Source organism: Pseudomonas sp. URMO17WK12:I6 (genome assembly GCF_003253625.1).
Taxonomy (GTDB): domain Bacteria; phylum Pseudomonadota; class Gammaproteobacteria; order Pseudomonadales; family Pseudomonadaceae; genus Aquipseudomonas.
This window is the reverse complement of sequence record NZ_QKYZ01000003.1, coordinates 425581-438830: the sequence shown is the minus strand read 5'-3', so window position 1 is coordinate 438830 and position 13250 is coordinate 425581. Positions and strand designations below refer to the sequence as shown.

10 protein-coding genes are annotated in these 13250 nt (G+C 57.1%); all 10 read left to right on the top strand.

Annotation, left to right across the window (positions count from 1 at the left end; genetic code table 11):
* Positions 1-21: 21 nt before the first annotated feature.
* Positions 22-1125 carry an ABC transporter ATP-binding protein gene (locus tag F475_RS07970; protein ID WP_111453620.1) on the top strand — a complete coding sequence of 368 codons (1104 nt, stop codon included), beginning with the start codon at positions 22-24 and terminating at the stop codon, positions 1123-1125.
* Positions 1126-1141: 16 nt separating this feature from the next.
* The gene (locus F475_RS07965; protein ID WP_111453619.1) at positions 1142-2617 is read left to right on the top strand and encodes a mannitol dehydrogenase family protein; all 1476 of its coding nucleotides are present in this window, start codon (positions 1142-1144) and stop codon (positions 2615-2617) included.
* Positions 2618-2734: 117 nt separating this feature from the next.
* Positions 2735-4231, top strand: coding sequence for a xylulokinase (gene xylB / locus F475_RS07960; protein WP_111453618.1), 1497 nt, complete (start codon positions 2735-2737; stop codon positions 4229-4231).
* 13 nt (positions 4232-4244) lie between these two features.
* Positions 4245-5183 (top strand): carbohydrate kinase, encoded by a 939-nt coding sequence (locus F475_RS07955; protein WP_111453617.1) that lies wholly within the window; start codon positions 4245-4247, stop codon positions 5181-5183.
* A 396-nt stretch (positions 5184-5579) separates the two neighbouring features.
* Positions 5580-6311, top strand: coding sequence for a hypothetical protein (locus tag F475_RS07950; RefSeq protein ID WP_018926045.1), 732 nt, complete (start codon positions 5580-5582; stop codon positions 6309-6311).
* Between the two features lie 229 nt (positions 6312-6540).
* A complete protein-coding gene (locus F475_RS07945) occupies positions 6541-8613 on the top strand; it encodes a type VI secretion system tip protein VgrG (protein WP_111453616.1) in 2073 nt (690 codons plus the stop codon).
* The gene (locus tag F475_RS07940; RefSeq protein ID WP_111453615.1) at positions 8610-9461 is read left to right on the top strand and encodes a DUF4123 domain-containing protein; all 852 of its coding nucleotides are present in this window, start codon (positions 8610-8612) and stop codon (positions 9459-9461) included. The genes F475_RS07945 and F475_RS07940 overlap by 4 nt, the downstream gene beginning before the upstream one ends.
* Before the next feature lie 7 nt (positions 9462-9468).
* The gene (locus tag F475_RS07935; protein ID WP_111453648.1) at positions 9469-10269 is read left to right on the top strand and encodes a hypothetical protein; all 801 of its coding nucleotides are present in this window, start codon (positions 9469-9471) and stop codon (positions 10267-10269) included.
* 1 nt (position 10270) lies between these two features.
* Positions 10271-11044 (top strand): hypothetical protein, encoded by a 774-nt coding sequence (locus F475_RS07930; RefSeq protein ID WP_111453614.1) that lies wholly within the window; start codon positions 10271-10273, stop codon positions 11042-11044.
* 11 nt (positions 11045-11055) lie between these two features.
* A complete protein-coding gene (locus tag F475_RS07925; protein ID WP_177431094.1) occupies positions 11056-13185 on the top strand; it encodes a lipase family protein in 2130 nt (709 codons plus the stop codon).
* The last annotated feature ends 65 nt before the right edge of the window (positions 13186-13250 follow it).

Sequence of the window (13250 nt, the reverse complement as noted above, 5' to 3'; positions counted from 1 at the left end):
TAAACATAAAGGAGCGCCATCATGGCCAACCTGAAAATCAAAAATCTGCAAAAAGGCTTCGAAGGTTTTTCCATCATCAAAGGCATCGACCTGGAAGTGAACGACAAGGAATTCGTGGTGTTCGTCGGCCCGTCGGGTTGCGGCAAGTCGACCCTGCTGCGGCTGATCGCCGGCCTTGAAGAAGTCAGCGGCGGCATCATCGAGCTCGATGGCCGCGACATCACCGAAGTCAGCCCGGCCAAGCGCGACCTGGCGATGGTGTTCCAGACCTACGCCCTGTACCCGCACATGAGCGTGCGTAAAAACATGTCGTTCGCCCTCGACCTGGCCGGTGTAGCGAAAGCCGAAGTCGAGAAGAAGGTCGGCGAAGCAGCTCGCATCCTGGAACTCGGGCCGATGCTCGAACGCAAACCGAAACAGCTGTCCGGCGGTCAGCGTCAGCGCGTAGCGATCGGCCGGGCCATCGTGCGAAACCCGAAAATTTTCCTGTTCGACGAACCACTGTCCAACCTCGACGCCGCCCTGCGGGTGCAAATGCGCCTGGAACTGTTGCGCCTGCACAAAGAACTGCAAGCCACCATGATCTACGTGACCCACGATCAGGTCGAAGCCATGACCATGGCCGACAAAGTCGTCGTGCTCAATGGCGGCAAGATCGAGCAGGTCGGTTCGCCACTGGACCTGTATCACCAGCCGGCCAACCTGTTTGTCGCAGGTTTTCTCGGCACACCGAAAATGGGCTTCCTCAAAGGCAAAGTCACCCGTATTGAAAGCCGGGGCTGCGAAGTGCTGCTGGACGCCGGCACCCGCATCACTCTGCCGCTGAGCGCGGCCAACCTGAGCGTCGGCGGCGCGGTGACCCTGGGCATTCGCCCGGAACACCTGGAGTTGGCGCAACCTGGCGACTGCACGTTGCAAGTCACCGCCGATGTCAGCGAACGTTTGGGCAGCGACACCTTCTGCCATGTGCTGACGTCGTCCGGCGAAGCGTTGACCATGCGCGTTCGCGGCGATCTGGCCAGCCGTTATGGCGAAACCCTGAGCCTGCACCTGGACGCCGAACACTGCCATTTATTCGATGCCAACGGCGTGGCGCTGACTCGTCCACTGCGCGCCGCAGCCTGATATCAGAGAACATGCGATGAAACTGAACAAGTCCAACCTCAACCGCCTCGCCCCCGAGGTGGCCCTGCCCGCCTACACCCTGAGCGACACCCGCCAGGGCATCGCGCACATTGGCGTCGGCGGTTTCCACCGCGCACATCAGGCGTACTACACCGACGCCTTGATGAACACCGGCGAAGCACTGGACTGGGCCATCTGCGGGGTTGGCCTGCGCGCCGAAGACCGTCGTGCCCGGGACGATCTCAAAGAACAGGATTACCTGTTCACCTTGTTTGAACTCGGCGATACCGACGACACCGAAGTGCGAGTCATCGGCGCGATCCGCGACATGCTGCTGGCCGAAGACGGCGCCGAGGCGCTAGTCGATAAACTGGCCAGCCCCGAGATCCGCATCGTCTCGCTGACCATCACCGAGGGCGGCTACTGCATCGACGACAGCAATGGCGAGTTCATGGCGCATCTGCCACAGATCCAGCACGACCTGAGCAATCCGAACACGCCGAAAACCGTGTTCGGCTTCCTCTGCGCCGCGCTGGCCAAACGGCGTGCCGCCGGCACGCCCGCGTTCACGCTGATGTCCTGCGATAACCTGCCGCACAACGGCGCGGTGACCCGCAAAGCCTTGCTCGCATTCGCCGCCCTGCGCGATGCCGACCTGCGCGACTGGATCGAGCGCAACGTCAGCTTCCCCAACGCCATGGTCGACCGCATCACGCCGATGACCAGCATCCAGCATCGCCTGCAATTGCACGACAAACACAGCATTGACGACGCCTGGCCAGTGGTCTGCGAACCGTTTGTGCAGTGGGTGCTGGAAGATAAATTCGTCAACGGTCGCCCGGCCTGGGAAAAAGTCGGCGTGCAGTTCACCGACGACGTCACGCCTTACGAAGAGATGAAGATCAAACTGCTCAACGGTAGTCACCTGGCCCTGACTTATCTGGGTTTTTTGAAGGGTTACCGCTTCGTTCACGAAACCATGAACGACCCGCTGTTCGTGCGCTACATGCGCGCCTACATGGACCTGGACGTGACGCCGCAACTGGCGCCGGTGCCGGGCATCGATTTGACCGAGTACAAAAACACCCTGGTGGCGCGCTTCTCCAATCAGGCGATTGCCGATCAACTGGAGCGGGTGTGTTCGGACGGCTCATCGAAGTTTCCAAAATTCACCGTGCCGACCCTCAACCGCTTGATCGCCGACGGCCGCGAGACCAAACGTGCGGCGCTGGTGGTGGCGGCCTGGGCGCTGTACCTCAAAGGCGTGGATGAGAACGGTCAGACCTATGCAATTCCGGATCCGCGGGCGGCGTTCTGTCAGGCGCTGGTGGCCGATGATGCATTGATCACCCAGCGGCTGCTGGAGGTTGAGGAGATTTTCGGCACGGCGATTCCGCGTTCGCCAGAGTTCGTCGCGGCGTTCGAGTGGTGCTGTAACAGCTTGCGGGAAGTTGGCGTGACGCAGACGCTCGAACGAGTGCTGTCCGTCTGATTATTCCCACGCTGATGCAGCCCGGGATGCTCCGAGTCCCATTCAGAAGCGGACGCAGAGCGTCCATTGATGCATTCCCACGCAGAACGTGGGAACAATCTTCGGTAGGGTGTTTCCATGGCAAACCAACAACTATTCCTGGGCATCGACTGCGGCACCCAAGGCACCAAAGCCGTGATCCTCGACGCACACAGCGGTCAGGTCCTCGGTCAGGGCGCTGCTGTCCACAGCCTCATCAGCGGCCCCAATGGCCGTCGCGAGCAAGACACCGCCCAGTGGCTGGAAGCCTTTACCCAGGCCACCCGTCGCGCGTTGCTCGCCGCGGATGTCGATGGTCAGGCCATTCTCGGCATCGGCGTTTCCGGCCAGCAACATGGCCTGGTGCTGCTCGACGATCACGGCAAGGTACTGCGCCCGGCCAAGCTCTGGTGCGATACCGAATCCACCCCGGAGAATGATCGTCTACTGGCTCATCTGGGCGGTGAAAAAGGCTCCCTGGAGCGCCTCGGCATCGTTATCGCGCCGGGCTACACCGTGTCCAAGCTGCTCTGGACCAAAGAACAACACCCGGAAATTTTCGCCCGCATCGCCCGTATCCTGCTGCCCCATGACTACCTCAACTATTGGCTCACCGGTCGCAGTTGCAGCGAGTACGGCGATGCGTCGGGCACCGGCTATTTCAACGTACGTACGCGCCAGTGGGACTTGCAACTGCTGCGCGACATCGACCCCAGCGGGCGCCTGCAAGCCGCGCTCCCGGAGCTGATCGATGCCCACCAGCCGGTCGGTACGATCCTGCCGGGCATCGCCGAGCATCTGGGCATCAACCCCAAGGCCCTGGTCTCCAGCGGCGGTGGCGACAACATGATGGGCGCGATCGGCACCGGCAACATCAAGCCCGGCGCGATCACCATGAGCCTCGGCTCTTCGGGGACGGTCTACGCCTATGCCGAGCAAGCGCACGTCAGTCCGGACGCCTCGGTGGCGACGTTCTGTTCCTCCAGCGGCGGCTGGCTGCCGCTGATTTGCACCATGAACCTGACCAATGCCACCGGCGCGATTCGCGAGTTGTTCGAACTGGATATCGAGCAGTTCAATGCCTTGGTCGAGCACGCGCCGATTGGTGCTGAAGGCGTGTGCATGCTGCCGTTCCTCAATGGCGAACGCGTTCCCGCCCTGCCCCATGCCAGCGGCAGCCTGCTGGGGTTGACCATGACCAACCTGACCCGGGCCAACCTGTGCCGCGCCGTGGTGGAAGGCACCACCTTCGGTTTGCGTTACGGGCTGGACCTGCTGCGCCACAATGGCTTACAAAGCCGCGGCATCTGCCTGACCGGCGGCGGCTCGAAGAGCCCGGTGTGGCGGCAAATCGTCGCCGACATCATGAATACGCCAGTGATTTGTACCGAACAGAGCGAGGCCGCGGCGCTTGGCGCAGCGATTCAGGCGGCGTGGTGCAAGTCTTGGGCAAACGGCCACGAAGACAGCCTGGCGGACTTGTGCGAGCGCTGCGTGAAGCTCGACCTGGCCAGTGAAACCCTGCCGATTGCAGAAAATGTACAGGCCTGTCAGCAGGCCTACGAACGCTATCAACAGCATGTCGCAACCCTTTAAAGAGCGAGCAACTATGTATCTGGTGTGTGGTGAAGCGCTATTCGATTTCTTCAGCGAAGACGATGCCAGCGGCCTGGCATCCAAAGTGAATTTCAAGGCAATTGCCGGCGGCTCGCCGTTCAACGTTGCAGTGGGGTTGCGCCGCTTGGGCGTGGATGCCGCGCTGTTTGCCGGACTGTCGACCGACTACCTCGGCCGCCGCTTGCAGCAAGTGCTGCAGGATGAAGGCGTGCGCCCGGATTACCTCGTGGACTTCGCCGCGCCGACCACGCTGGCGATGGTCGCGGTCGGTGCCAACGGCTCGCCTCACTACAGCTTTCGCGGCGAAGGCTGCGCGGATCGGCAGTTGAGCCTTGCTCATCTGCCGCAACTGGGGCCTGAAGTGCGCGGCTTGCACATCGGCTCGTTCTCGCTGGTGGTGCAACCGGTTGCCGATACCTTGCTGGCGCTGGTGCAGCGCGAAAGTGGCAAACGCCTGATCAGCCTCGACCCGAACGTGCGCCTGAATCCCGAGCCGAACATCGAGTTGTGGCGTTCACGGATCGCCACCCTGGTGGAGCTTGCCGACCTGATCAAGGTCAGCGACGAAGATTTGAGCCTGTTGTATCCCGAGCAGGATCCGCAGCGCGTGATCGAAGGCTGGCTGGACCATCGTTGTCAGTTGGTGTTCCTGACCCGTGGCGGTCAGGGGGCGACAGTGTTCAGCCGGGCTCATGGCACATGGTCGGTGCCGGCCTGTTCGGTGAAGATTGCCGACACCGTTGGGGCTGGCGATACCTTCCAGGCGGCGCTGATTACCTGGCTGACCGAGCAGCAGCTGGATTCGGTTGCGGGTGTGCAGCGGCTCAGCCGTGAGCAGATTGACGGGATGCTCAGGTTTGCGGTGAGTGCCGCCGCGTTGACCTGCAGCAAGACCGGGCCGGATTTGCCGTATCGGCGGCAGTTGAGCTGAAATACCCCCCCCATACCTCCTCTACTATGGCGGGTCCTGATTTCAGGGCCTGCCGCAGGACTTGAATAAAAGACAGCTTGCATATCTTGCTTCATTGGGCGCTACATCTTTTCTCCCATTATATTTTTTAGATATAGTCTTATTGCAATTTAAAAAATAAAACCCGTACAAAAGATAAGCGGTCATTGACAGCTTTATATTTTTTACACCTGAGAAAATTTATAGCGATTTATACTTGCAACTATTCCAAAAAAATAATCACATGCAGCCAACTACAACCAGTTAGTTACTTGACCGCTACATACCTTCAACTAGTATCTTTTCCACGCACGGCGCAGGTAAGGACAATTGCTGTGCGAATCCTTATACCACCACAACAGGAAAAGGAACTCCAACATGGAAAGTGTCGCTATCTCAGCTGCCCAAATTAACTGGAACGGCGGACAACGCATTACGCTCACCGCAGGTGATACAGCCACCTGTACCGCGCTTAGCCCAGGCCAGCTGTATGGGATCTTTATCTACAACTCCGCGCAAAATGACAACAACTCGACTGTCTCCGTGAACTGGAGCAACAGCCAACCGCCCGTACCGATCACGGTACCTGGCACCACGGCCAATGCAGGCCTGGCATCGTTGGGTTTTGTCTCGGGCACCGATACTCAAACCGTTTCGGTCTCACTGTCCAGCAACGCCGGTAAATCACAGGTCGAAATCTGGCTGGGAAGTGTCAGCATGCCGACCAACACATCGGGGCTCAGCAACTATCCGCTGCCGGCCGATGGTGAGCAGCATCCGTTCAACAAGTACACCCGCTACTATGCGGTCCCTCCATCGAAATGGATGAACCTGACGATCACCAGCACCATTACACAGTTCCTCTCTTGCCAGTTCCGTGAGGCGCAAGCGACCGTGTTCGTCGTCAACGAGACGTCGAACGGCCTGCTCTCCGGCCAGGTCACCACGATCGGGCCTACTGCAAGTGAAGTTGGGGCCGTCAAGATCAGTTACTCGCAGATTCAGAGTATTTCCAATAATCTGCAAGGCGACGGTACGCAGTGGGTCTGGATGGATGCTGACAGCCAGCAAAACTCTCAGAGCGCGACCATTTCCCTGCAATCGCTTTGAATTTATTGGCTGAGTCATAAACGAAGGCCCCATCTGTGGGGCCTTCTTTTTTATATGGCGTAGCGGTCAATTGCCTCGAAAAGTGCCTGTATTCATCGTGCAAAACCTCAGCTATAGGGGAAAGCCCTACAAGCGTCAGGCCCCTGACCTACGGCATTTTCGCCTTGAACATGGCCATTTAATACTGCACCATCCGCCCCCTGCTTTTTCAAAGGACGGAATTCAAGGCATGCTGGACGCAAACGCAATCCATATCTCCCTCACCCTCGAAGGCGTTTCCGTCGACCTTCAGGTGCTCAGCTTCATCGGCCGCGAGGCCCTCAACCAGCCGTTCTGTTTCGACATCGAACTGGTCAGCACCCGCCCCGACCTGAAACTCGAAGAGCTGCTGCACAAGCCCGGTTGTCTGACCTTCGGCGCCACCGGCCAAGGCAAAATCCACGGACTGGTGTACCGCATCGAGCAAGGCGATTCCGGCAAGAGCCTGACCCGCTACAGCATCAGTCTGGTGCCGCAACTGGCCTACCTGCGCCACAACCACGACCAACAGATTTTCCAGCAACTCAGCGTACCGAAGATCATCGCCCAGGTCCTCGAAGCCCGCGGCATTCTGGCCGACGCCTACAGCTTCCAGCTCGGCGCGATCTACCCGGAGCGCGTGTACTGCGTGCAGTACGACGAATCCGACCTGCATTTCATCCAGCGCCTGTGCGAAGAGGAAGGCATCCATTTCCACTTCCAGCACTCGACCAGCGGCCACAAACTGGTGTTCGGCGATGACCAGACGGTGTTCCGCAAGCTGGCGCCAGTGAGCTACCAGCAGGACTCCGGCATGGCCGCCGAAAAACCGGTGATCAAGCGCTTCAACCTGCGCCTGGAAACCCGCACTACCCGCGTCAGCCGCCGCGACTACGACTTCGAAAAACCCCGGCTGCTGCCGGAAAGCGCGGCCAAAAGCGCGTTCGCCCCGGACCTCGAAGACTACGACTACCCCGGCCGTTTCACCGACCGCGCGCGCGGCAAGCAACTGGCAACCCGTGCCCTCGAGCGCCATCGCAGCGACTACCAACTGGCCGAAGGCAAAGGCGACGAACCGACCCTGGTCAGCGGCCACTTCCTGGCCCTCAGCGAACACCCGCGCGCCGAATGGAACGACCTGTGGCTGCTGCTGGAAATCGTCCACGAGGGCAAACAGCCGCAAGTGCTTGGCGAGAACATCACCAGCGACGTCACCGACAGCAAGGACGATTTCCATCAGGGCTACCGCAACCGCTTCCTCGCCACCCCGTGGGACGCCCATTACCGCCCAGCCCTGGAACACCCGAAACCGCAAGTGCTGGGCAGCCAGACCGCCATCGTCACCGGCCCGCCGGGGGAAGAAATCCACTGCGATGAATACGGCAGGGTCAAGGTGCAATTCCACTGGGACCGCGACGGCCAGTCCGACGACAAGACCAGCTGCTGGCTACGCGTCGCCAGCGGCTGGGCCGGCAACGCCTACGGCGGCATCGCCATCCCGCGGGTCGGCATGGAAGTGCTCGTCACCTTCCTCGAAGGCGACCCCGACCAGCCGCTGATCACCGGCTGCCTGTACCACAAGAAAAACGTCGTCCCCTACGACCTGCCGGCGAACAAGACCCGAAGCACCTTCAAAACCCTCAGCTCGCCGGGCGGCAAGGGCTACAACGAGTTTCGCATCGAAGACAAAAAAGGCGCGGAACAGATCTACCTGCACGCCCAGCGCGACTGGGATGAAAACATCGAACACGACCAGAAAATCCGCGTCGGCAATGAACGCCACGACACGGTCGAGGCCAATGTGTTCAGCGAGTTCAAGGTGGAAGAGCATCGCCTCACCCATCTGGATCGCAAGACTGAAGCGCGGGCGGATGATCACCTCACTGTGGGCGTGACCCAGCATGTGAAGGTCGGCACGGCGCAGTTTGTCGAGGCCGGTCAGGAGATTCACTACCACGCTGGGGAAAAGGTGGTGGTCGAGGGTGGCATGGAGCTGACCGCCAAGGCTGGCGGCAGCTTTGTGAAGATTGATGCGGGGGGTGTGACGATTAGTGGGGCTGAGGTGAAAGTGAATTCCGGGGGGGCTCCCGGCGCTGGTTCGGGTATTCAGATTCTCGACCCCGTCATCCCCTGGGCCGCCGCCAAAGACAAGGCCGGTGCCCTGCTCGTCCCGGCCGCCGTGCAAATGGCCATGGCCAAAGCCGCCCGAGCTGCCGGCGACATCCGCTGCCCGATTTGCGAAGCCTGCCGTGAAGGCAAATGTGATTTGGGGGCAACAGCATGAGCGACGCACTGAACAACTGGCTTGGCGAACAAGCAAAACTCAATCGCGTCCTGATCCTGGCCCTCGACAGCCTCGCCGAACCGAACCCCGTCACCTCGCTCTACAGCGCAGGCCTGATGCAGCGCTCGGTGCAACTCTATCGACGCACCCAATACGCCGAGTTCGCCGCCATCAGCCCGTGGCTGACCGAACTGCACAACCCCGGCACCGATGCCTTTCGCCAACTGCTGGACGACCCACAGCGCAACTGGGGCTGGATCGGCAGCATGGACAAGGCCGACCTCGACGGCCTGACCCAACACTGGCAAGCGCGAATGGTGATTGAGGAAGACGGCGAACGTTCGTTGTTCCGTTTTCAGGACAACCGCGTGATAGCTCGCTGCCTCGCCAACCTGAGCGAGGCCGAACGCCCCTTGCTGCTGGGCCCGATCAGCAGCGTGCTGTATTGGGACGAGGAGCAGTGGAAAAGCGCGGATAACGCCAGGCCTGGCATGTACCCGGTGCCAAACCCGGCGCCGTGGATGCGAATTCCAAACTCGCCGGAACGTACGCGCAGTATCTTGCGCGAAAACCTTAAGCGCTGGTTGCTGGTGTACCACATCGAGGCCGCCGCCAAACTCTCCGAAACCCGCAACGTCCGCGAATGGCTGGAAGAACAGATGGACCTGCTTGAGGCCTGGCAATGGAACACGCCGGAACAGCGCGAGTTCATGCTCAGCCTGAGGCTTGATCCTCAATGCGCGGACGATGTTGCTTGGCAGCCGCTGCCGGGTGAGACGCCGGAGCAACATTTTGCGCGGTGTCAGCGGGTGTTTGATGCGCAGCTGGGTCAGTCAGAGCGTGGGTGAGGTGGAGGTGTCTGACGCAACCTTTTCGGGACGTTTGCTTTGGTTTTTTGCTGTTGCGGGTGTCATGGCGGTTTCTGGTTGTTCGGTTAGGTCTGCGGACAGCTTTACGCTGGTGACGGAATTGCCGCCTGAATTCCGCTTGAGGGGTGAAGCGTCGTATGTCCCTCGCACTGGAGAAACATGCACTGTTCCACCCCGCGAGGGAAGAAACTATCCAGACTTAAAATTCTTTGAGCAAGAGCTTAACAAGGATGCGCAAACTGCCAAGTTTGAGGTCCCCCTAACCAGCAAGGCTGGAGGATGCCCTTTAGTATTGGATAGCTTTAGTTTCGAGGTTCAAGGCAAATATGGCGCAAAGCGACTAGATATCGGGAGAGACTATGCAGGCCTTTCATTCCAGGACGGAATCGCAAACAGCCAATCGCTCACATCACCAATAGTATTTCAGAACCAGTGCCAATGGTTATTTCGTACTATCGGAAAAAAGAACTACATCACGAAGATACTTAAATGCAAAACGGCGACTAATGAAGGCCAGACAACCAGTCCAGTTATCGGTGGCACTCTGCAACGTGATCAGCTCGCAGGAAAGACAGTAAAAGTAGTGTTTTCACTTATGAAGGAAGAGCGTCCCTACATGGGTGACACATGGATTAAATTCCCCGAAGGATGGAAACGATGCATGGGCGATAGCCTCGAGGACCCCTATGCATTTTGTGACGGCAATAAAACAGACTTCAAACCCTTCAAAATGCCGGATGGGCGTGATTGCACCGTCTATCCCAACTGCACTGAACAAGGACTATAAAATGTTTTCTCGAGACTTTTTCACTAGACTTGTTCGAGCTGCGGCCATCGGTTTGGGGACGCTCGGGGCTACAGGATGCTCCGTTGCACAACAGGATAGCTTCACGCTGGTAACCGAATTGCCACCTGGTTTCAGTATTAAAGGCGAAGCGTCTTATGCGCCTAGAACGGGAGAGACTTGCACGGTCCCGCCTCGCAATGGGAAAAACTACCCCGGCAAAAAATTTTTCGAGCAAGAGCTTAATAACGATGCGCAAACAGCACACTTCAAAGTCCCGCTGACCAGCAATGAAGGAGGGTGCCCTTTAGTACTTAAAAGCTTCGGATATGAAGTAGACGGAAAATATGGCGCAGCCCGATTAAATATTGGAAGAGACTACACTGGAATTTCTTTTGAAGACGGAAGCAACAACATCCAACCAACATCTCCAAAAACACTTAAAAAAGAGTGCCAGTGGCTATTTCGAACAACTGGACCAAAAAACTATATTAGCAAGATACTTAGTTGCAAGGCAGTCGCCGACCCGATTACATCCGCAGTTCTGAAACGTGATCAGCTTTCTGGAAAAACGTTAACCGTAATATTTTCCCTGGCACAAGAGGAGCTTCCCTATATGGGTGACACGTGGATAAAGTTCCCCGAAGGCTGGAAACGATGCTTAGGGAAAAATATCGAGGATCCGTATGGGTTCTGTAGCGGCAATACGACTGATTTCAAACCATTTAAGATGCCGGATGGACGTGATTGCACTGTTTATCCTAACTGTACTGAATAAGGATATTTATTATGGAGCCGAAGGCATCATGCAAACCATTATTGGGTGGAAAGTCACAAGCTTGCCCACTTAGAGGCGATTGGATCAGCTTCCAGATAGTAGATGAGACGGGTAATGGCAAGCCGTATGCTGGTCTTGCTTATGTATTGCAGGATAGTGCGCATCAAAAGTACCCCGGAGTACTAGACGGTGATGGATCAGCCAAGGTTTTCAATCATTATCAAGGACCGGTAGTTCTGACTCTGGATGCGCCCTATACAGGATCGGACGAATACTACAAAGCTCTCTCAGTTCGAAAAAAATATCCATTACCCATCACCCAACTCCAAGTCAATGCAGAACAAACCCGTTTTGTTCGAAAAGATGGTTTGCGCGTTGAGAACAACCCTGCAAAAGCCAAAGCTGATCAGTTCTTTCAGGTTGAAGTTCGAGATTTTGTAAAAAAATCTGCTCACCTTCCTCCTGAATCCAAAAAAAAATATCCACCGAACTACAATTTACTAAAAATCATGGGAGACCTCAGTTTCGGCCCCGAGGAATCGGAACTATTTGGCGTCGTGTTATCGCCTAATAAACACACTGTCCTTGAGGTCCGTCCACTGCGTGCATTCCGCCCCATGCTTTCAAAAGACAAAAAATTCAGCGCCTTGAATTTATATCAACTTTCTCTGTTTGCAAGCTTAAGCTACGCCAATTTTGGTCAAGAACCGGCTGAACTGCCAACTGACACTATCAAGTTCCCTCTCACCCCTAGCGTCGGCAACCTATTTGGAGATGGACTGGCTAGTTTCAGAGAAGATTGGAGAATTAATGCTGACCAAACCACCCCTTACTACCCGCTTTATGAAGATGTACCGTACTCAAAGCGTTTTGAGATTCTGCCTTTCGACCCGACACTCTATGATCAAAACAAACCTGGCTTGGGCGTAGAACAAGAGCACCCAGCAAAGTGGCATTTCTTTGATGATGGCCAAATAAAGGGTGGTACAAATACTCAGGCGTTCATAACTCACCATGACGAAATCATCCTAATTTCGGTCCGAGGGACATTAGAGGGCGCGGACTTCTTGCGGGATACCGATGCAGAGCAAGTTCCATTTGAGGATGGCGTAGGGAAAGCGCACAAAGGTTTCTACGAAGCCTATCAGGCGATGAGCAAATTCATTCAAGTCTATCTCGAGCAATTTTATACAGGACAAAAGGTAATCATTTGCGGGCATAGCCTGGGCGGGGCAATCGCAACATTGCTCGCAGAAGCGTTACGACGTAGTCCAAGCGCATACGACATCTTGCTCTACACCTACGGCTCCCCACGAGCCGGCGACGCAGACTTCGTCAACGGCGCGGCAGAGTTGGCCCATCACCGCATGGTCAACAACAACGACCCGATCCCAAGTGTCCCCGCGCCATGGATGAACACTCGCAAAAGTATCTGGGTGCCCGGTGTAATCATCAGTTTTGTCACCGCCCCTTTAGGCGCACTTATTTTCGCCATAGGCCTGTCGCGAACCGGCGGTTCGCCATATGAGCACCACGGTAATTTGCACCACTTCATGCCCGTCCACTTTAAAGGACGTGAGCAATCCGCCGTTCTCTGGGATCCAGGTTGCGACTCCATCGAAGAGGCCGCCTGCACCAGAGCATTGAAAAAGTTCGACGACTTGCCCGACCGTGCCGCTTTTGTGAAGCAACTGTTCCACATGAGCGATCACTTCATGGTGCCCTCCTACATCCCGTACGCCTGGGCAACATTGCGCCGCTGGCAGCAAACCCAGGAAAGCGGAACCACGGTGGTGACCAAGACTGAGTACGATCAGGTCTACTACCAACTGCAAGAAATGCAGGACCGTTTGAAGACGAAGGAAGCTGAACTGAACAACTCCTTCCAATACGATCGTCAGGCAAACCAGCGAGAAGCGAGTCTACTGAGAGCGGAAATAGGTCGGTTGAATACCGCCCGGCAACGGCTGCACGCCTTGAGCTTCCTTAAACTGACGCCCGAAGACATTTACGGCTCTGCCACTCAGGCGCCGGAACATAAAAACAACGTCGATCGCTGGATGGCGAAAAAAGAAAACACTGTTGAGGTCCAGCTCGCGATGATTCCTCAGGCAAGCAGCAGTGAACTGAGGACGGCTTAGTTTTCAGAGGGGCAATGACTCGGTGTATCCCGCAAACAAGCCAGCGACCATAAGGGGCTGGCTTG